General features: G+C 71.4%; 19 protein-coding genes. 3 read left to right on the top strand and 16 right to left on the bottom strand.

Features of this window, described 5'->3' with window-relative positions:
* Positions 1-664: 664 nt before the first annotated feature.
* Positions 665-1111, bottom strand: a complete 447-nt coding sequence (locus tag MXD95_RS07820; protein ID WP_250639870.1) for a response regulator — start codon at positions 1109-1111, stop codon at positions 665-667.
* 390 nt (positions 1112-1501) lie between these two features.
* Between MXD95_RS07820 and MXD95_RS07825 the strand changes: the two genes are divergently transcribed.
* Together MXD95_RS07825 and fdxA are read left to right on the top strand one after the other, a co-directional pair.
* The gene (locus MXD95_RS07825) at positions 1502-2854 is read left to right on the top strand and encodes a low temperature requirement protein A (protein WP_250639871.1); all 1353 of its coding nucleotides are present in this window, start codon (positions 1502-1504) and stop codon (positions 2852-2854) included.
* 292 nt (positions 2855-3146) lie between these two features.
* The gene (gene fdxA, locus MXD95_RS07830) at positions 3147-3482 is read left to right on the top strand and encodes a ferredoxin (protein ID WP_250639872.1); all 336 of its coding nucleotides are present in this window, start codon (positions 3147-3149) and stop codon (positions 3480-3482) included.
* Between the two features lie 317 nt (positions 3483-3799).
* Here fdxA and MXD95_RS07835 read toward each other — a convergent pair whose 3' ends face one another.
* The 15 genes from MXD95_RS07835 to nifE form a co-directional block, all read right to left on the bottom strand.
* Complete coding sequence (locus MXD95_RS07835) at positions 3800-4348, bottom strand: GrpB family protein (RefSeq protein ID WP_250639873.1); 549 nt, start codon at positions 4346-4348, stop codon at positions 3800-3802.
* A gap of 246 nt (positions 4349-4594) precedes the next feature.
* Complete coding sequence (locus MXD95_RS07840) at positions 4595-5689, bottom strand: 2-oxoacid:ferredoxin oxidoreductase subunit beta (RefSeq protein ID WP_250639874.1); 1095 nt, start codon at positions 5687-5689, stop codon at positions 4595-4597.
* Positions 5686-5859 carry a hypothetical protein gene (locus MXD95_RS07845; RefSeq protein WP_250639875.1) on the bottom strand — a complete coding sequence of 58 codons (174 nt, stop codon included), beginning with the start codon at positions 5857-5859 and terminating at the stop codon, positions 5686-5688. The genes MXD95_RS07840 and MXD95_RS07845 overlap by 4 nt, the downstream gene beginning before the upstream one ends.
* Entirely contained in the window at positions 5856-7841 is a 1986-nt protein-coding gene (locus tag MXD95_RS07850) for a 2-oxoacid:acceptor oxidoreductase subunit alpha (RefSeq protein ID WP_250639876.1), read from the bottom strand. The genes MXD95_RS07845 and MXD95_RS07850 overlap by 4 nt, the downstream gene beginning before the upstream one ends.
* Before the next feature lie 256 nt (positions 7842-8097).
* Complete coding sequence (locus MXD95_RS07855; protein WP_250639877.1) at positions 8098-9525, bottom strand: cysteine desulfurase family protein; 1428 nt, start codon at positions 9523-9525, stop codon at positions 8098-8100.
* Positions 9522-10448, bottom strand: coding sequence for a HesA/MoeB/ThiF family protein (locus MXD95_RS07860; RefSeq protein ID WP_250639878.1), 927 nt, complete (start codon positions 10446-10448; stop codon positions 9522-9524). The genes MXD95_RS07855 and MXD95_RS07860 overlap by 4 nt, the downstream gene beginning before the upstream one ends.
* A gap of 191 nt (positions 10449-10639) precedes the next feature.
* Positions 10640-11260: an iron-sulfur cluster assembly accessory protein gene (locus MXD95_RS07865; protein WP_250639879.1), complete on the bottom strand. Its 621-nt coding sequence runs from the start codon at positions 11258-11260 to the stop codon at positions 10640-10642.
* Entirely contained in the window at positions 11257-12873 is a 1617-nt protein-coding gene (nifB, locus tag MXD95_RS07870; RefSeq protein WP_250639888.1) for a nitrogenase cofactor biosynthesis protein NifB, read from the bottom strand. Before nifB ends, MXD95_RS07865 begins: the two co-directional genes overlap by 4 nt.
* A 218-nt stretch (positions 12874-13091) precedes the next feature.
* Positions 13092-13727 (bottom strand): nitrogen fixation protein NifZ, encoded by a 636-nt coding sequence (locus MXD95_RS07875; protein WP_250639880.1) that lies wholly within the window; start codon positions 13725-13727, stop codon positions 13092-13094.
* Positions 13724-14182: a nitrogenase-stabilizing/protective protein NifW gene (gene nifW / locus MXD95_RS07880; protein WP_250639881.1), complete on the bottom strand. Its 459-nt coding sequence runs from the start codon at positions 14180-14182 to the stop codon at positions 13724-13726. Before nifW ends, MXD95_RS07875 begins: the two co-directional genes overlap by 4 nt.
* Positions 14179-14433 (bottom strand): CCE_0567 family metalloprotein, encoded by a 255-nt coding sequence (locus MXD95_RS07885; protein ID WP_250639882.1) that lies wholly within the window; start codon positions 14431-14433, stop codon positions 14179-14181. The genes nifW and MXD95_RS07885 overlap by 4 nt, the downstream gene beginning before the upstream one ends.
* The gene (locus MXD95_RS07890) at positions 14423-14866 is read right to left on the bottom strand and encodes a NifX-associated nitrogen fixation protein (RefSeq protein ID WP_250639883.1); all 444 of its coding nucleotides are present in this window, start codon (positions 14864-14866) and stop codon (positions 14423-14425) included. The genes MXD95_RS07885 and MXD95_RS07890 overlap by 11 nt, the downstream gene beginning before the upstream one ends.
* Positions 14863-15297: a nitrogen fixation protein NifX gene (gene nifX, locus MXD95_RS07895; RefSeq protein ID WP_250639884.1), complete on the bottom strand. Its 435-nt coding sequence runs from the start codon at positions 15295-15297 to the stop codon at positions 14863-14865. The genes MXD95_RS07890 and nifX overlap by 4 nt, the downstream gene beginning before the upstream one ends.
* A complete protein-coding gene (locus tag MXD95_RS07900; RefSeq protein ID WP_250639885.1) occupies positions 15291-17063 on the bottom strand; it encodes a nitrogenase component 1 in 1773 nt (590 codons plus the stop codon). The genes nifX and MXD95_RS07900 overlap by 7 nt, the downstream gene beginning before the upstream one ends.
* Positions 17063-18457: a nitrogenase iron-molybdenum cofactor biosynthesis protein NifE gene (nifE, locus tag MXD95_RS07905; protein ID WP_250639886.1), complete on the bottom strand. Its 1395-nt coding sequence runs from the start codon at positions 18455-18457 to the stop codon at positions 17063-17065. The genes MXD95_RS07900 and nifE overlap by 1 nt, the downstream gene beginning before the upstream one ends.
* A 118-nt stretch (positions 18458-18575) precedes the next feature.
* On the opposite strand from nifE, the gene MXD95_RS07910 reads away from it, so the two are divergent.
* Positions 18576-18830: hypothetical protein (locus tag MXD95_RS07910; RefSeq protein ID WP_250639887.1), on the top strand; the 255-nt coding region annotated here is incomplete at its 3' end.

Below are 18830 nucleotides of genomic sequence, written 5' to 3' on the forward strand. Positions count from 1 at the left end.
GTTGGCGACGTACGACCGGACGGTTGGCGACGTACGACCGGACGGTTGGCGACGTACGACCGGACGGTTGGCGACGTACGACCGGACGGTTGGCGACGTGCGACCAGACAGTTGGCGACGTGCGACCAGACAGTTGGCGACGCACGAGCAGACGGTCGGCGACGCACGAGCAGACGGTCGGCGACGTGCGACCTCAGACGGTCGGCGACGTCATGGACCTCGCCTTGCTTGGCGCGCTCGTGGTGCCAGCGGGACGAACCGGGACGCCGAGCCTGAAAGCGCGATCAGGATCACCGCCCCCATTGTCCCCATCGACTCCGCTGGCCGATTCAGGGTTGGCTCGCCGCTGCCACACGGACAGAGTCACGTTCCGCGACGGAATTTTGCGAGCCAGGGCGAACCAAGATCCAGACAGGTCGTTGTGGGGGTGTTCGTGTCCAATTTGCCCCCCACGACGACCTACATAGCCGGATCTTGCTCTCCCGCCCAGGACGGAAAGTAACTATCGCGGCGGCCTGGCGGGGTCACCAGGCGGGGTCGGGCACCCGACCGGCGTTTCCTCGTCACCCCGATCAGACGCAAGGGTGACATCGGCATTTATGCCACAAATCGGGCCTACCTGCTACGGCTCACCGAGCTCCGGACGATTCCCGGGAGCGCCCTCTCAGCGGCGCGGGAGGCGGACGACGGTGATGAAGAAGTCGTCGATGGACCGGACGTCCTCCACGAACCGGTCGAAGTCGACCGCTTTGGTCACGTAGGCGTTGGCGTGCAACTGGTAGCTGCGCTCGATGTCCTCCGCCGCATCCGAGGTGGTGAGCACGACGACCGGGATCCGGCGCAGTCGCTCATCCGTCTTGATCTCCGCGAGCACCTCGATGCCGTTGCGGCGCGGGAGGTTGAGGTCGAGCAGGATCAGGTTGGCGTCAGGCGCGTCGGCGAACGGAGCCTCGTGCCGCAGGAACGCCAGCGCCTCCACCCCGTCGTTCACGACGTGCAGGTTCCCGCCGATCCGATCATCGGCGAACGCCTCCTGGGTCATCAGGACATCGCCGGGATCGTCCTCGACCAACAGGACGTCGAACGGGTGGAGCATCGGACTCACGGCCATCGGCGCACCTCGGGTTAGGAGCCACCTCGGGCAGGCGGCCGGCGGAAGAGCGGGGCCCAGGTAGCGGAGCCCAGGTAGCGGAGCCCACAACGGGCACGTCTCAAGGCCGGATGTCGATGATTCCCGCAGGGCGAGCGGAGCCGGAGAAGGAAGATGCCCGCAGGCGAGCCCACGATCCGGAATCGCGGACCGAACTGACCAGGACGCTACGCCCCCGGTCGCCGCTTGTCGCCCCCTTGAGATCCCGTCCACACCGGCGGGGGCACCTAGGCTGCTGGCTGGTCATCGTGGACGGTGACATCCCCCGTCCACACCGGCGGGGGCACCCGGTAGCTTGCGGCCATGTCGACGCAGCCGGCCCCCACGGGACGACGATCCTGGTACAGGCCGATGCGACCGCGCTCCGTCACGGAGCATCACCGGGTATCGACGCCGCTGGAGCTTCTGGTCGATCTGAGCTTCGTGGTGGCGATCGCACAGGCGTCGACGAAGCTGCACCACGCGCTGAGCGAGGGGCACGTGGGCACCGGTGTCGCAGCCTACGTCGGCGTGTTCTTCGCCGTCTGGTGGGCGTGGATGAACTTCACCTGGTTCGGGTCTGCGTTCGACATCGACGATGTCCCGTACCGGATCGCGACGCTCGTCCAGGTCGCCGGGGTGCTGATCCTCGCCTCCGGTGTACCGCGAGCCTTCGACGACCACGATTTCGCCATCGTCACCCTGGGATACGCGGTGATGCGATGCGGGCTGGTGGCCCAATGGCTGCGCGCCGCGCGCGGCGCCGGACAGGACGGTGTCAGCCAGGACGGACCGGACGGACAGCCCGAGCCGGAAGGACAGTCCCGACCGGACGGACGGCCCCGACCGGCGCTAGCCGCTGGAACGGCTGGCCCGATCGACAACGACGTGCACGACGTGCCGACCGGGAGCCGGGCCGCGCGCACGTACGCGTCGGGGATCTCGCTGTGCATGATCGGCTGGGCCGGCCTGCTCTTCCTGCCCGACGCGGTATGGGCGCCGGCGTTCGCCGTGATGGTGCTCGCCGAACTCGCGGTCCCGATCCTGGCCGAGCGACGGGATCTGACACCCTGGCATCCACACCACATCGCCGAACGGTACGGGCTGTTCACGATCATCGTGCTGGGCGAGTCGATCCTGTCCGCGACCGTCGCCGTGCAGACCGCCCTGGACGACCATGACGCCAGCGCTGCCCTGTTCGCCGTGGCGTGCGGTGGGCTGTTGATCGTCTTCGCGATGTGGTGGCTGTACTTCGCCCGCCCGGCGCACGAGTTCCTGGTGTCGAGCCGGGTCGCCTTCACCTGGGGCTACGGTCACTACTTCGTGTTCGCCGCCGCGGCGGCCGTCGGCGCCGGACTCGCGGCGGGCGTCGACCAGGCGACCCACCACGCCAAACTCGACGCCCTCGCCACAGGCGCCACGGTGACGGTGCCGGTCGCGATCTTCCTCCTGGCCGTCGCCCTGCTGCATCTGCGCCCCGCCCGCGCCGATCCGCGGCCGGTGCGGACCCCTGACCCGGGACCGGCCCAGTCGAGACGTACGGCAGCACTGGTGGGGATGGCCGCACTCGCGGTTCTGGCAACCACCACTTTCGGCCTGCTCTCCAGTGGGGCCGCGGTGCTCGCCACCGGTGGCGTGCTGGCCATGCTCATCGCCGCGGCCGAGGTAGTGGGCTGGGAGAGCAGCCGACCGGCCGCGGAACCCGGCGGATCCCACCGCCACTGACCTGACTCCCCTCGGCGCGTCGGCGCCGCCGGTGCCGGTGCCGGTCGCGGTCGCGGTCGCGGTCGCGGTCGCGGTCGCGGTCGCGGTCGCGGTCGCGGTCGCGGCAAGAGAAATACCCGGCCCACCTGGCCATCCCCCGGTTCTTCCCACCCTGGATACGGTCCGAACGCATTCCCCGGGCAGCCACGGGCACCTTTACAGTTCCTTTACAGCCACTTCCGCCAAGCCGGCTCCCGGCCTGTTACGCTTTCCTGGAAGCCGCAAGTTCCGGCGCATCGCAGAGAAGGCACTCATGACGTTTGTCGTCACGTCAGCCTGCATCGACGTGAAAGACACCGGCTGTGTGGACGAGTGTCCCGTGGACTGCATCTACGAGGGCGCCCGGAAGTTGTACATCCATCCGGATGAGTGCATCGACTGCGGTGCCTGTGAGGCGGCCTGCCCGGTGGATGCGATCATGAACGTGAAGCTGGTGCCGGAGGGGAAAGCCGAGTTCATCGCGGACGAAGCACGCTTCTTCGACACCGTCCTACCCGGGCGGGAGACACCCGTCGGCGCTCCAGGCGGCGCGCGGAGGCTCGGCCCGATCAGAGCCGACACCCCCTTCGTAGCCGGGTACGAGCGCTGACGGCACAGACCGCCGGCGAAGGCTGACGCGGCCACGGCGTCAGCGGGACCGCCGGCCCACGGCCGGTGCCCAGGACCACCCCCGTCCGGGCACCGGCCTTCCAATCGTCGCCCCCAGGCACTGTTTCGAACTTCCAAAGAAACCGGTCGGGGGCACCGGAAAAGTCCCCGAAAAAGAGCGCCCAGGCGTGGCCGGCAGATGCACCTGAATGTCCTCGAGGGCGCGCGGAAATCCGCCGAGCCAGCACATTCACGGCTCAGCACCACCGAGGCGCACCTACCCGATGGTGGCCCTGCCCGGACGGGGACGGGCGGGTTCTATTCGGGTAGAAGATCGCGTGGCAGCGGTTGTATCCCTGCGCCACGCAGGACCTGTTCGACGAAGTTACCTTTCGCGTTGGTATAGGCATTGCGGTTGTCCCGATACTCGACGGCGAGACGCCGTTTGAGATCCGCGTAGTCCTCGCGCAGGGTCTGGTCGGCGCGCAACGCGTCCCGAAACGCCAGCAGGGCCCTTGCCTGGGGGTGTCCGTGCTCGATCACGTGCAGGTGGTGGGTGCGAGCCTCGGGCCGGGGACGGAGAAACCACAGACGGTAGTGCCGGCACGGATCATCCGGCCAGTACAGCCATCCGTCTGCTGCCAGCGCCGGCACTGCGGCCCGCGCCTCGTCGAGCGACCGCACCGGGGCGAGAATGTCCACGACGGGCTTCGCGGGCATCCCGGCCACGGAGGTCGACCCGATGTGTTCGACCGCGTCGGCAAGCCACGGGTCCAGGACAGCGGAGATCCGGTCTCGCTGGTCAGCGAACCGAGCGAGCCACGCCGGGTCGTGGTCGACGACGTGCACGGCCTGATCAGCGGACATCCGGACAGCCTTTCCGGCACAAGCATGGCCGCAGGTCGATGGCGCCGGGGTGGCGAGGGCCTGGGTGACGGGATGGCAAGGTGCCGGGGGCGAACACGTCGTGGAGGCCGCGTGCGGGGATGCGGCAGCCGAATCAGGGACAGCAGAGGGGATCAGGCCGAGCACTTTATCGGCCTGATCCCCTCGCTGCGCGGGATGGACGGTCCGCCCGGCCGCCCATCCCGCTCCGGTCAGGGGCGCAGCTCCCTAACCGGCGACCACCCAGGAGTCGGCACCGGTGAGCAGCGAACGCAGCTCACCGCGGCCGCCCGGCCGGGCCGTGGCCAACCGCTCCTGGAAGAGTTGATCGAAACTGGGCTGCGAGACCGAGCGGTACACGCCGATCGGCGCCTCGGCGAGCGCGGTCTCCCCGAGCCGGGACAGCGCGTACGCGTAGGTCGAGTTCTGCGTGCCCGGGTCGTGCACGACCACCCGCGCGTCCCCGCCGTTGCCGACGGCGAGTTCCCCGGTGCTCGGGTCGCGGATGATCCCCCACTGGTCGTTCGGGCCGAAGACGATCGGCAGTCCCGGCGACAGCCGGATCGGGCCCAGCTCGGGCGACGCCGGATCGGCCGCCGCGGGGTTCGCGCCGGCATCACGCGCCTGGCGGGGGATGGGGCTGAAAGTCGGGCAGCCCTGGCGGATCTCCACCAGCGCCGCGCCCTTGTGCGCCGCCGCGGCGGTCAGCGTGGCGGTGAGGTGCCGCCGGTCGCCGTCGAGCGTGCGGGCGACGAAGGTGGCACCGGCGCCGAGGGCGAGCGCGATCGGGTTGAACGGGTTGTCCAACGAGCCGTGGGGGCTCGACGGGCTGACCGTGCCGACCTTGGACGCGGGCGAGAACTGCCCCTTCGTCAGACCGTAGATGTGGTTGTTGAACAGCAGGATCTTGAGGTTGACGTTGCGACGCAGCGCGTGGATCAGGTGGTTGCCGCCGATCGACAGCGCGTCGCCGTCGCCGGTGATCACCCAGACCGACAGGTCCGGCCGGTTGATCGAGATACCGGTCGCGAACGACGGTGCCCGCCCGTGGATCGAGTGGATGCCGTAGGTGTCCAGGTAGTACGGCATCCGCGAGGAGCAGCCGATCCCCGATACGACGACGGTGTTCTCCGGGGGGACGCCGAGCGCCGGCAGCAGCCCGCGCAGCGTGGAGAGGATCGCGTGGTCCCCACAACCGGGGCACCAGCCGACAGCGTTGCCGGTGGTGAAGTCGGCGACCGTCGGGGCCCGCCGGCTGGTGGCGGCGGCGCCCGCCGGCTCCTCGGCCCGCGCCGGGCCGTCCGTCTCGCCTGTGGGGCTCATCGTCTCGCCTCTCGGGTCGCGTCGCTGTGGATAACGGTGGTATGTGCGCCGAGATCGCGGCCGGTGGGCACCGCGCCACGCTCGCCGGCGAACCTCGCGCCTTCGTACCCGCCGGCGGACGTCGCGGCGGACGTCGCGGCGGACGTCGCGGCGGCCAGATGCGCGATCACGCGGTGCCGCCGGACTTCGCGGCGGCGAGGCGCGCGGTCACGTCGCCGACGACCTTGGCTCCGACGGCCTTCTCGGGGGTGTCGTCGTCCGCGATGCCCTGGATCACCCGGGTGATGACGGAGGCGAGTTCCGAGACCCGGAACGGCATGCCGCGGGTCTGGTTGTAGCCGACGGTGTCGATCAGGGTCTCCCGGCGCAGGTGGCCGGCGAGCTGTCCCAGATTCATCTCGGGCACCAGCACGGTGTGGTACTCGGACAGCAGCGAGGCGAGGTTCGCCGGCAGTGGCGCGAGGTGCCGCAGGTGGGCCTGGGCGACCTTCAACCCCTGCGCCCGCACCTGGCGGCAGGCCGCGCCGATGGGACCCCAGGTGGAGCCCCAGCCGATGACCAGCACGTCAGCACCGGATCCGGGTGGCCCGGACGGGTCATCGACCTCCAGCAGTGGGACGTCGACGCCATCGATCTTGGACTGGCGGGTGCGGATCATCAGGTCGTGGTTGTCCGGGTCGTAGGACACCGCACCGGTGAGGTCCGCCTTCTCCAGTCCGCCGATGCGGTGGGTCAGGCCCGGGGTGCCGGGGATCGCCAGCGGCCGGGCGAGGGTCGCGGGGTCACGGGCGTAGGGCAGGAAGACCGGGTTGCCGGCCTCGTCGACCGCGTTCGGCTCGGTGGCGAGCTCGATGCCGATGTCCGGCAGTTCGTCGAGCTCGGGCACCCGCCACGGCTCGCTGCCATTGGCGATGTACGAGTCCGAGAGCAGGATGACCGGCGTGCGGTAGGCCAGCGCGATCCGGGCGGCCTCCATCGCCGAGTCGAACCCGTCCGCGGGCGAGCGGGTCGCGATCACCGGCAGCGGCGCCTCGCCGTGCCGGCCGTAGAGCGCCTGCAGCAGGTCGGACTGCTCGGTCTTGGTCGGCAGGCCGGTGGACGGGCCACCGCGCTGCACGTTCACGATGACCAGCGGCAGTTCCATGATCACTGCGAGGCCGATCGCCTCGGACTTCAGCGCCATGCCGGGCCCGGAGGTGACCGTGACGCCGAGCATGCCGGCATACGACCCGCCGATCGCCGCACCGATCGCGGCGATCTCGTCCTCGGCCTGGAAGGACCGGACGTCGTTCGACGCGAGCACGGACAGCTCGTGCAGGACCTCGGAGGCCGGGGTGATCGGGTAGGCGCCGAGGAACAGCGGCATCCCGGCCTGGTGCGCGGCGGCGACCAGACCGTACGCGATGCCCTTGTTGCCCTTCATGTGCCGGTAGGTGCCAGCCGGGAGCGGGGCCGGCTTCACCTCGTACACGTTGGCGAACGCCTCGGTCGTCTCGCCGTAGTACCAGCCGGCGCGCAGGGCCGCGATGTTCGCGTTCATCACGTCCGGCTTGGCCGCGAAGCGCTTGCGCAGGTACTCGATCGTGTCGTCGATCGACTGGGAGAACATCCAGGACACCAGGCCGAGCGCGTACATGTTCTTCGTGCGCGCCGCGTCCTTGCGCTTGAGGTTGTGGTCAGCGACGGCGGCCGAGGCGAACTCGGTCAGGTTTACCGCGAACGTCTGGTAGGCGTCCAGCGAGCCGTCGGTCAGCGGGTCGACGTCGTAGCCGGCCTTTTCCAGGCCCATCACGGTGAACGCGTCGGTGTCCAGGATGATGACACCGCCGGGGCGCAGCTCGGTGACGTTGGCCCGCAACGCCGCCGGGTTCATGGCGATGAGGACATCGGGCTGGTCACCGGGTGTGGTGATGTCATGGTCGGCGATGTGCAGCTGGTAGCTGGACACGCCCGCCACGGTCCCCGATGGGGCGCGGATCTCCGCCGGGTAGTTCGGCAGGGTCGCCACGTCGTTGCCGACGGCGGCGGCCTGAGCGCCGAACCGGTCGCCGGTGAGCTGCATCCCGTCGCCGGAGTCTCCGGCGAAGCGGATCACCACGTTCTCGAGTCGTCTGACCCCGTCGGGTCGCTCGGGCAACTGCTCGGTGGGCATGGGAGACCTCATCTCTGGCATCGCGATCTCTGGTGTCGCGATCCCGCGCTGGTCGGACAGGCTCACTGGTCGTGCGGGCATCGAGGCCGTGAGGCCGGTGAAGCCCTGCGGGTCGTCCTGGCCCCTCGCTTACCCACAGGCACGGCGGGGCTCGGCTGAGTCCCGCCGGCCCGAAGGTCGAGGGTCCGGTGCGACGGCCCGCGGGTGGGACGGCGAGCCTGGCGGCGCGGATCGATCGGATCCGCCGCCTGGTGAATCAGGGCAGGGCAGAACGGGGGACGGGTAGCTCCGGCATGCGGCCCGCGCCGGGGGCGGCAAGGTGACTGGCCTCACGCTGCGTGCCCTGGTCCGGCAGGCCGCCGGGCGCGCCCGGACCGCCGAAGCCTTCCGGGCCGCTGGAGTCTTCCGGACCGCTGGAGTCTTCCGATCCGTCGGAACCGGGAAACCCGGCGGGGCCGGCGGCGCGCAGCGAGTGCACCCGCAGCACCGCGCGGGCCACCGCCGCCGCCGCCGCGTGGATCTGGTCGACCGTGGTGAACCGGCCGACGCTGAAGCGCAGGCTTTCCCGGGCGGCCGCGGCCGAGCGCCCCATCGCCAGCAGCACCGGGGACGGCTCGTCCGTCCCGCCGTGGCAGGCCGAGCCCGCGGAGACCGCGACGTCGGGCAGGCAGGCCAGCACCGCGTCGGCATCGGCGTCGACGAAGCGCAGGCTGAGCGTGTTCGGCAGCCGGATGAGGCCGGGACGTCCGGTGTCCTCCTCCCGCGGCCCGTTGACCTCAAGGGCGGACACACCGAGCCAGCCGACCAGCTGGTCATAGAGCAGCTCGGTCAACGCCCGCGCCCGGGCGGCCTCGTCGTCGCGCACCGCGGCGGCGATGCGGGCCGCGGCGCCGAAGCCGACGATCCCGGGAGTGTTCAGGGTGCCGGAGCGCAGGCCCCGTTCCTGCCCACCGCCGTGCAGCAGCGGCGCGAGCCGGCCCCGGGCCGAGCGGGAGGCGATCAGCACGCCGACTCCCTTCGGCCCGTAGACCTTGTGCGCGGAAGCGAGGGCAAGATCGATACCCATCTCGGCGACGGCGACCGGAAGGCGGCCGAACGCCTGGGTGACGTCGCAGACAAAAAGCGCGCCGGCCTCCTGGGCGAACGCGGCCACGGGGCGCGGGTCGGTGAGCGCGCCGGTCTCGTTGTTGGCCGCCATCACCGCGACCAGCGCCACCTGGCCGCCCGCCGGCATCGGACCGCGCGCCGACGCCGGTCCCCCCACCGGCATGGGAGCCAGCAGCGTGCGCAGGTGGGCAAGGTCGAGGGACCCGTCGGAGTGCACACGGATGGTCTGCACGCTGCCGCCGAAGCGCTCCGCGGCGGCATGCGCCGCCCCCAGCACCGCCGGATGTTCGGTGGCGCCGACCAGGATGCGGCGGGCGTCCGGCGGCGCGGTGGCGAGCACCCCGTGGATCGCGAGGTTCGCCGCCTCCGTCGCACCGCTGGTGAACACGACGTCACGGGGCCGGGCTCCGGCGAGCGTGGCGATGTCGCGCCGGGCCGCCTCGACGAGCCGGGCAACGGCCTCGCCCGCCGGGTGCTTGCTGGCCGGGTTCGCGAAGTGCTCCCGCAGCAGGGGCAGCATCGCGGTGAGGACCTCCGGGTCGACCGGGGTCGTCGCGTTGTGGTCGAGGTAGATCACGTCGGGCTCCCCGGCCCTTCGTCCACACCCGGTGCGCCGCCCGCGCCGCCGACGTAGCCGACGTAGCCTGCGTTGCCTGCGTTGCCTGCGTTGCCTGCGTTGCCGTGGCCGCAGTCGGGGCAGAGCGGGTCGCGCCGGGTGCGCGGGCCACGCATGTCGACGTCCCACAGGTCAAGGTGGATGAGCCGGCCGCCCGCGGGCTCGGCGAAGCCGCCAGCGATCTTGAGTGCCTCGGTCGCCGCCATGCAGCCGACCGTGCCCGCGACCGAGCCGAGCACCGGGAAGGCCAGCGGTTCCCAGGACGGGTCGCCTTCGGGGAACACGCAGCGCAGGCACGGCTCACCCGGCCGGACGACCAGGAGATAGGCCTCGGTGGCGTTCATCGCCGCGACGACCAGCGGCACCGCGGAGCGCACGCACAGCCGGTTGATCAGATACCGCTCGGGGAAGTTGTGCCGGGCGTCGACCACGACGTCGGCCTGGGCGATGAGCCCGGGTACGGTGGGGTCGTCGAGCGCCCGGTCCACCGCGGCGATCTCGACCGCCGGGTGATGCGCCCGCAGCGTGTCCGCCGCGTTGAACACCCGCGGCTCCCCCAGCCGCTCCGGTCGCATGAGCGTCTGCCGGTTGAGGTCGGGCTCCTCCAGGTCACCGGGATGCACCAGGATGAGCCGGCCGACTCCGGCCGCGGCCAGATAGGTGGCGACCGCCCCGCCGACCCCACCGACCCCGGCCACCAACACCGTGGCCTGGCTCAACCGCCGCTGGGCCACGACCCCGAACCCGGGAATGCTCATCTGCCGGTCGTACCGGTGGGTGGCCTCCGACCCAGGCGGCGCGGTCTGGACGGGCAGGATCCGCGCCGGCGGACCCGGGCACATCGTCCGTAGCAGGGGGTGAGGGTGGGACCGGGCTCTGACCATCGTGCGCTCCGCGGACTCGGCAGGACGGGTGACGGGGTGGCGGGGGCGTGGAGACAGGAGGACGGGACGGATGCTCGAGGGGTCTGACGGGTGCCGACGCGTGGGCGGGTCCGCGGACCGCGCCCACCCGTCGGTCCACACATCGGTCTACGTGCCGGGCCTGGGTGTCGGCCGGTGCGTCACCGCAGGGGTCAGGGGACGAGCGCGACCTTGCCGATCTCGGGCAACGCCTCCTTCAGCCGGGCCTCGATCACCCCGGTCAGGGTCGCCCCCGCGCTGGAGCAGCCACCACAGGCACCGGTCAGGCGCAGGTGCACCTCGGCGGAGCCAGGCAGGCCGCCACCGGCAAGCACGGCGACAATCTCGGCATCTCCGCCGTCACCGCGCAGGAAGGGACGAATCTCCTTCATGACATCCTCGACCTGGGCCCGCAGCAACGCGTCGGCCTCGGTACGCTCCGGCGACTCCGACGACCCGAACGACGAGCCGCAGCCACAGGAGCTCTTCGCGTTCGGGTTGGTGAAGGTGAACCCGGAGGAGGTCAGCGTCTCCGCGTAGTCCACCCGCATCCCGCGGAGCAGGTCGATCATGGAGTTGTGGATGACCACGTCAAAGCCGTCCTGCGCGAAGACCAGGTCATCGGTCTCCGGTCCGGGGACGAGCGCCAGCTTGTAGGTGTAGCCGGAGCAGCCGCCCGGGTCGACACCGATCCGCAGGGCGAAGCCCTCGGCGCCGGCGGTGGAGCCCAGCAGACGCTGGACCTGCGTGCGGGCGCGTTCCGTCAGCTCGATGATCGTCGTGGTCGTGGTCATGGGGTCGCTACCTCCGCAGGGGCACGGTTGGTGATGATGCGGCCGCCCACCTCGGCCACCGCCTTGTCGATCAGGTCGTAGATCTCCACCGGTTCGATCCCGGCGGCCTCAAGTGCCACCTTCGGCCCCGGGCCGATCTTGCTGCAGAGCACCGCGGCACAGTCGGCGAGCATCGCGACGGTGCGGTCGAGCGTCGTCTCCGTCTCGTCGCACTCGGACGGCCCGGTGCAGTAACGCTGCACGTCGCGGGTCTGCACGAGCCGCGCCCAGCCCGGGGCCGCCTCGTAGATCCAGAATTCGCCGGCGTGGCCGAAGTGCATGTTGACCACGCCGTTGCCCTTGGTGGCCACGGCGACGAGCACCGTCTCGTCCGGTCGGGTCGGCTGCGTCGCCGGATCCGCGGCGCCGGACGCGCCGGCCGGCTGTGCCGCGTGTGCCGCGTGTGCCGCGTCCGAGGCCCCGTCACCGGCGGCGTTGCCGGAACCGGACGGGACGCCGTCACCGGACGGGACCGGGCGGCCGGTCAGGACCGGGGCGCCCGTGGAGATGTTCAGGGTGGCGCGGGTGGCGGCCACCTCGGAGCGCCAGCGCTCGATCTCCTCGTGAGCCGCCTGCCGGCCAGCGAGGTCGTAGGTGATCTCGCGGCCCTGGTAGGTCTCCGGAGCGAACTCGTCGCCGCGGTCCTCGCCCAGCAGGCCGACCGCGTCGGAGCGGCACTGCCGACAGTGCCGCATCATGTTCATCTCGGCGCCCTCGTGCCGCTCGCACCGGTCCTGCAGGGCCTTGAGCTCCTGCGGGGTCGGCCCGCGCTGGCCGGTGAGCCCGAAGTGGGTGCCGTGCTCGGGCGCCGAGACCAGCGGCATCACGTTGTGCAGGAAGGCGCCGAGGCCCTTGACGGTCTTCGAGACCTCGATGAGATGCTCGTCGTTGACCCCGGGGATCAGCACCGAGTTCACCTTGCAGAGCACCTTGCGCTCGACGAGTGCCGCCAACCCCTCGAGCTGCTGCTCACTGAGGATCTTCGACGCCTCCCGGCCGGTGTACCGCTTGCCCTTGTAGGCCACCCACGGGTAAATCCGCTCGCCGACCTCGGGGTCGATCATGTTGATCGTGATCGTGACGTGGTCGACGCCGAGCTCGGCGATCCGGTCGACGTACTCGGGCAGGCGCAGCCCGTTCGTCGACAGGCAGAGCTTGATGTCCGGGCACTCGCTGGCGACGAGCTCCATCGTGCGGAACGTCTGCCTGGGGCTGGCCAGCGGGTCGCCCGGCCCGGCGATGCCCAGCACGCTCATCTGCTTGATCTCGCTGGCGACCAGCTTGACCTTGGCCAACGCGTCCTCGGGAGTCAGCAGCGCACTGGTGACACCCGGGCGGCTCTCATTGGCGCAGTCGTACTTCCGGTTGCAGTAGTTGCACTGGATGTTGCAGGCCGGCGCGACCGCGACATGCATGCGGGCGTAGTACTGGTGCGCCTCCGCGCTGTAGCACGGATGGTTGGCGATCTTCTCGGCGATCTCCGGGTCCGCGGCGGGCTGGCTGGTGCCGCAGCTGGTCGTGCTCTTGCAGCCGGTGGCGAGGTCAGCGAGCTCCCGGGGCTCGGCCACCGTCATGCTCCCGGCCGAGCTGACCGGCGTGGGCGCGGTGACCGGCGCGTCCGCTGTCGTCGCGGTGACCGACGGGGCCGCCAGGCGGGGCTTCGCCGAGATCGAGGGCTTCCCCGGGACCGACGGCCTGGCCACCGTCGCGGGCTTGGCCGCGGACGCGGGCCTGGCTGGTGGCACGGACTTGGCCGCTGCCCGGGGCTTGGCCGTCATGAGGGGGTTCACCGTCATGACGACTCGCCCTTCCCACCGGCCGCCGCGCCGACCGCGGTCCCGCTCTCCTTCTTGCAGGTGGACGAACCGTGCTTGCAGCCACCACCGTGACCGCCGCCCTCGCCATGCCCACCACCGTGACCGTCACCGTGACCGGCGGCCTGGACCGTCGCGAGCTCGACCTCGGCCGGGACCTTCTCGCCCTTCGCCGCCTCGGATTGCACGGATTCCGGTGTGGCCGTCGCGGCCTGCACAGGCTCGCCCTTGGCGGACCCCGCACTCGCCGAATCCGCCTTCGCCGGTACCGTCTTCGCCGGATCGCCCGGATCGCCTGCGGACGCCGGCGACACCGTGGCCGTCCCGGTGGGGGCTGTGGCCGCCTCGATCGAGTAGACGGAGGGGCCGTCCTCATCATCCGCGGGCAGGGCGAGCTCGCGCTCCAGCGCCCCGACGACCTTGCCGTTGCGGAACGCCACCGCGTAGACGATGTGCTCCTGCAGGTAGAGGCCGACGTTGATGACCTCGCCGATGGTGCCGGCCTCGACGATCACGTCGCCGATGGACACCGCCGGATCCGGGTAGGTGCCGTCGTTACGCAGATCCTTGACGGTGCAGACGACGTCTCCGACGTCGTAGATGTTGCTGGTCATCGGGCCTCCTCCGGCTGCTCGAACGGTGCGGACGGTGCGGACGGTGCGGACGGTGCGGACGGCGGAGTCTGGCCCGGCCGCTGCACGGTGATCTCGGATGACGGCACGAAGGACCCCTGCGGTGCGCGGTCCTTCAGCACCTTGAAGACGCGGTGATCGAGCGCGGTCGCGGTCAGGAACGACTCGTACGACCGGATGAGCGCGGCGCGGTACGCACCCAGCAGCGCTTCCGGATCGGCCTGGTCGCCGCCGGCGGCGTCATACGCCCTCGTCCGCTCGCCACCGAACACGCGCAGGATGTGCAGCCGGTTGACCGCGACGACCCGCGGGTCGTAGTCGACCTCCAGCAGGTTGAAGTAGTCCTCGGCGTCGGTGCAGCGGTGCAGGTGCGCGAGTCGCTCGGCCGGGGTGCGCTCGGCCGGAGTGCGCTCGGCCGGAGTGGCTGCGGCGGTCATGCCGACACCTCCGTCGCCGCGGCCGCCTGGTCGATCTGGCTCTGCAGCCGGGCGATCTCGGCGTAGGCGTCGTAGGTGCGCCGGGCGACGTCGAGGATGTTCTCCCAGCCCAGGGGCAGTTCCTCGGACAGGTCGTGCAGGTCGAGCTTGAGCTGCGAGGCCTTGGAGTTGAGCTTGCGCACCCGCTTCTGTGCCTCGGCCGGGTCGAACGCCCCGGCGCCGCAGTCCCCGCTGGAGGTCTCAGGCGTCATCGTGAGCCACCCCGTGGTACTGGTCGATGATCTTGGTCGCGCCGATGACCAGGGACTCGCCGCGGGCGGCGAGGGCGTCCAGCGAGTCGAAGCCGAAGCGCTGCACGTCGCGCAGGGCGTTGTCGATCACGACGAGACGCCCGGCGAAGACGATCGCCCGGCCGAAGCCCTCATGATTCAGGTCGAGGATCGTCGTGCTGAACGCGCCGGTCGCCTTCTCCACCGCGGCGGCGACGGCCTGGTAAAAGGACCGCAGCCGGGCCTCGGTCGCGGCCTCGAGGTCGCAGGTGGCCGGGATCGCCCGGCGCTGCTCCTTGGTCACCACGAACGGCGCCAGCATCTGTTCGTCGCTGAACCGGCTGAGCTGGCCGTAGGTGTCCCCGGCTCGGACCTGGTCGAGCAGGTCACGCAGGAATCCGGTCATCGCGGTCATGCGGCGTCCCCCTTGAGCACCGCGGCGACGCTGCGGGTCCAGTTCTTCGCGGGAGGTGCCTGCTGGTCGCGGGACTTCATCACCTTGCGCAGCCAGGGCGGCGGGGTACCGGCGAGGGTGGCCACGTAGCGGTCGAGCAGGCCGGGGATGGGCGTACCCTTGATCACCTTCACGGGATGGATCTTTGCCTTGATCACCCGGGCGGCGGCGGTGCCGCCGATGTCGCAGATGTTCAGGATCGCGCAGTCCATCACCGCGGAGAGCCTGGTCTCGATCTTGTTTTCCTCGTCCTCGGAGGCCTCGTCGAGCAGGCGGCTGTCCAGCAGGGTCGCCCCTTCGGGGTTGACCTCGTACACATCGAACCGGCGGCACCAGCCAAAGTGGCTGTCCACGGCGGTACCGTCGCCGGTCGCGAAAGCGATCTTCAACACGGTGACTCCTGGAACAGATCGTCGAGTTCATCGGGCTCGGCCGTGGCGCGAGGCGGGCGGGGCAGGTCTTCGGCTGACCGCCCGCCCTCCAGCGCGGATCCGGTCGACGCGGTGCCGGGTCGGACGGGCGAATCCGCCAGCCCGTGGCTCGGGTGACCGTCGCTGGCGTGACCGTCGCTGGCATGACCGTGGTCGGCGGCGGCGTGGTGGGAGGCCGCGTGACCGGCACCGTGCGCACCGGCACCGTGGGCGTGATCGAGAACGCGGTTGGCCGCGTCGATCAGCAGGCGCAGGCTGCCGGTGTAGCCGGCGGTGCCGGCGAGCGTCGCTCCCAGCCGATCGAAGATCGGAAATCCGAGCGGGAGGAACGCCGCGCCCAGGCGGTACGCGATTTCGCGCAGGTGGCTGGACCCCACGACCAGCTCCGCGCGTGCGGCTCGGGCCCGGGTGGCGAACTCGGCCAGGTCACCGACGACGACCTCGTCGAAGGGAGCGTCGCCGAGCACCGCGGCCGAGGTCGGCGCCATCGCCGTGACGATCTCGGCACCGACGTCGCGCAGCAGGCAGCCGGCCGCCACCAGGACGTCCGGCTCGGCGGCGATCGCCACCCGTACCCCGCCGAGGACGAAGTGCGCATCGAGCAGGCCGTCGGCGAGGCGTTCGCGAGCCCGCCGCACCGAGCGCGGCGCGCTCTGGCCACTCAGCGACATCAGCTCACTGACCAGGGCATCCATCTCGGTCAGGCCGGACAGGTGTCGGTGGGTGAGCAGCCGGGCACCGGTGCGCGCGGAGAGCAGCTCGCCCGCGGCCGACGCGCACCCACCGGCGACGACGACGGCCCGCACGTCGGGCAGTCGGCGCAGGTCGGCGACGGTGGTGCCACCGGTGGTGGTCGGCTGCCACGCGGGCGCGAGGTGCCCGTCGACCGAGCTGGAAAGGTCGGGCACCAGGAGCGGGGTGAGCCCGAAGGAACGGACCAGCTCGGCAAGCTCGTCCAGGTCAGCGGCGGTGAGGCCGGGACCGGCGAGGACGGCGACGAGGTCAGGGGAGCCGTCCCCGCCGGCACTACCGGTCGCGCCGGTCGCGCCGGTCGCGCCGGACCGCCGGGTCACGGGCTGGTCCGGTACGGCTGTGTGGCCCACGGGAGCCGGATGAGCCGCGGCGGGGCTGGCCGACGCGGCGAGCAGAGCGGTCCGCCCCTCGGCCCGGTCGTCGAGGTCCTCGGCCATCTCGTCGGGGTCGCCAAGGTCCAGCTCGTCGGCCGGGATCACCGCGCGGATCAGGGCCTCAAGGGCGGCCGACCAGCCGTCGGACAGACCGCCGACGAAGTCCGGGGTGGACACCCCGACGATCAGCGGCGCCGCGTCCGCGTCACCCTCCGCCGCGGCGTCCGCGTCGGCCCAGGCTGCGAGGTAGGCACGCAGCCGACCGCCGACGTCCTCTCCCGAGACTTCGGTGACGCCCGTGGTCAGCAGGCCGATGATCTCGGGGCGCTGCTTCTTGCGGATGGCGTCCAGGGTGGCCACCAGCGACTCGCCACTGCCGAAGACCGCGGTCACCTCACTGATGGCCGTGGTCTGCAGCGGGATCGGCTCGTTGAAGTGGCGGGTCAGCAGGGCCTTGGAGAACGAGGCGCAGCCCATCGAGCCATGCATGATCGGCATGGCGCCGGCGAGGCCCAGGAAGACCAGCGCCGCGCCGAGTGGCTGGCTGTGCTTGAGCGGGTCGATCGTCGCGCCCCGCTCGGCCACGGTGATCCGCGCCATCAGGCCGCCTCCGCCCCGTGCGCGGCCCCGGCGACGTGTGCGTCCCAGGGGGCGGGGCGGCGAACCTGGTCCCAGACGGGGCTGGCGATCGCCATGTCCAGGCGGCGGGCGAACTCGACCATCCCGGTGTAGCCCGCGTAGGGGATGTGCCGTTCCTGGTTGATGTCGAGGAACGGCAGCCGGCCCTTGAGCGCGGTGTACATGTTGCGGCCGCCGGCGACGAGGATGTCGGCGCCGGTCTGCTCGGCCACCCGCAGCAGCTCCCGCGGGCTGCCCTCTTTGATCATCTTGGCGTCGCCCAGCAGCTCACGGATCTTCTCGACATCCCCGTCGGAGCTCTTCGTGATGCCGCTTCCGACCACCTCGATCCCGAGGTCCTGCAGCGCCGAGACGATCGACCAGCTCTTGACGCCACCGGTGTAGAGCACCGCCCTGCGCCCGGTCAGGCGTTCCCGGTACGGCGCGAGCGCGGCCTCGGTGGCCGCCTCCTCGACGGCGATGAGCTCCTCGGTGCGCCGAGTGAGGTCCTCGTCGTCGAGCAGGGCGGCGAAACCGCGCAGGGTGTCGGCCATCGCCCGGGTGCCATAGAAGCTGCCCTCGAACCAGGGGATGCCGTAGCGCTCCTCGAGCCCGCGAGCCAGGCCCAGCAGGGCTCGGGAGCAGACGACCATGGTCGCCTTCGCCCGGTGCGCCGCGGCCACGTCGCGGTACCGGGCGTCCCCGCTGATGCAGGCCCGCAGCCTCAGGCCGAGTCGGCGCAGCAGCGGCTCCACGTCCCAGAGCTCGCCGGCGATGTTGTACTCACCGATCAGGTTGACGTCGAACGGCCCGACGTCCTGCGGCTCGACCGTACCGATGACGTGGTCGAGCAGCGCCTGGCCAGCGATCTTGTTGCCGAGGTTCTTGTTCCCGAGGAAGCCCGGGGCCTCGACCGGGATGACCGGCACGCCGGTGTGCTCGGCGGCGCCCCGGCAGACCGCGCCTAGGTCGTCCCCGATCATCGCGGTGACGCAGGTGGAGTAGACGAAGACCGCGGGGGGCGCGTACCGCTCGACGACCTCGCAGATCGTGTCGAACAGCCGCTGCTCGCCGCCGAGGACCACGTCCGACTCGGACATGTCGGTGGTGAAGCCGCGCCGGTAGAGCGTCGGCCCGGACGAGAGGCTCCCCCGGCTGTCCCAGGAGTTGCCGGCGCAGGCGATCGGGCCGTGCACCACGTGAGCGCTGTCCACGATCGGGACGAGGGTGATCATCGCGCCGTCGAAGGTGCAGCCTCCGGACGTGCCGCCGGGCTTCGGCTTGGGGCAGCCGGCCTTGCGTTGCTTCTCGGTCTTGGTGGTGTTGGTGCCGCAGGCCGACTCGGTGAACAGAGCGGCACGTTCGGGCGCGGTCATAGGCCATCCTCGGGAGGGGGCGGTCCTCGGGTGAGGCTGGACAGCTCGTGCTGGTCAGGGCGCCTGGGCGAGCGCCGGCGGGTCAGGCGGGTGGCTGGGCGAGTGGGCGGCTGGGCGAGTGGGCGAGTGGGCGAGTGGGCGAGTGGGCGAGTGGGCGAGTGGGCGGCTGGGCGAGTGGGCGAGTGGGCGAGTGCTACGCGTGGGGGGCCGGTCGACCCGGGAGGGAATCGACCGGCCCGCCTGGGGGCGGGGAGTCGGCACGGGTGCGGCCGCGCGGGCTCGACCCGCCGGGAAGTGGGGGGGGGGGGGGGGGGGGGGGGGGGGGGGGGGGGGGGGGGGGGGGGGGGGGGGGGGGGGGGGGGGGGGGGGGGGG

This window comes from Frankia sp. AiPa1, assembly GCF_023243075.1.
In the GTDB taxonomy this organism is placed as follows: domain Bacteria; phylum Actinomycetota; class Actinomycetes; order Frankiales; family Frankiaceae; genus Frankia.

Excerpts from the sequence above, each read along its gene's own strand:
- MXD95_RS07820 (WP_250639870.1), bottom strand. The coding sequence starts at position 1,111 with ATGGCCGTGAGTCCGATGCTCCACCCGTTCGACGTCCTGTTGGTCGAG.
- MXD95_RS07825 (WP_250639871.1), top strand. The coding sequence starts at position 1,502 with ATGCGACCGCGCTCCGTCACGGAGCATCACCGGGTATCGACGCCGCTG.
- fdxA (WP_250639872.1), top strand. The coding sequence starts at position 3,147 with ATGACGTTTGTCGTCACGTCAGCCTGCATCGACGTGAAAGACACCGGC.
- MXD95_RS07835 (WP_250639873.1), bottom strand. The coding sequence starts at position 4,348 with ATGTCCGCTGATCAGGCCGTGCACGTCGTCGACCACGACCCGGCGTGG.
- MXD95_RS07840 (WP_250639874.1), bottom strand. The coding sequence starts at position 5,689 with ATGAGCCCCACAGGCGAGACGGACGGCCCGGCGCGGGCCGAGGAGCCG.
- MXD95_RS07850 (WP_250639876.1), bottom strand. The coding sequence starts at position 7,841 with ATGCCCACCGAGCAGTTGCCCGAGCGACCCGACGGGGTCAGACGACTC.
- MXD95_RS07860 (WP_250639878.1), bottom strand. The coding sequence starts at position 10,448 with ATGGTCAGAGCCCGGTCCCACCCTCACCCCCTGCTACGGACGATGTGC.
- MXD95_RS07865 (WP_250639879.1), bottom strand. The coding sequence starts at position 11,260 with ATGACCACGACCACGACGATCATCGAGCTGACGGAACGCGCCCGCACG.
- nifB (WP_250639888.1), bottom strand. The coding sequence starts at position 12,873 with ATGACGGTGGCCGAGCCCCGGGAGCTCGCTGACCTCGCCACCGGCTGC.
- MXD95_RS07875 (WP_250639880.1), bottom strand. The coding sequence starts at position 13,727 with ATGACCAGCAACATCTACGACGTCGGAGACGTCGTCTGCACCGTCAAG.
- nifW (WP_250639881.1), bottom strand. The coding sequence starts at position 14,182 with ATGACCGCCGCAGCCACTCCGGCCGAGCGCACTCCGGCCGAGCGCACC.
- MXD95_RS07885 (WP_250639882.1), bottom strand. The coding sequence starts at position 14,433 with ATGACGCCTGAGACCTCCAGCGGGGACTGCGGCGCCGGGGCGTTCGAC.
- MXD95_RS07890 (WP_250639883.1), bottom strand. The coding sequence starts at position 14,866 with ATGACCGCGATGACCGGATTCCTGCGTGACCTGCTCGACCAGGTCCGA.
- MXD95_RS07900 (WP_250639885.1), bottom strand. The coding sequence starts at position 17,063 with ATGGCGCGGATCACCGTGGCCGAGCGGGGCGCGACGATCGACCCGCTC.
- nifE (WP_250639886.1), bottom strand. The coding sequence starts at position 18,457 with ATGACCGCGCCCGAACGTGCCGCTCTGTTCACCGAGTCGGCCTGCGGC.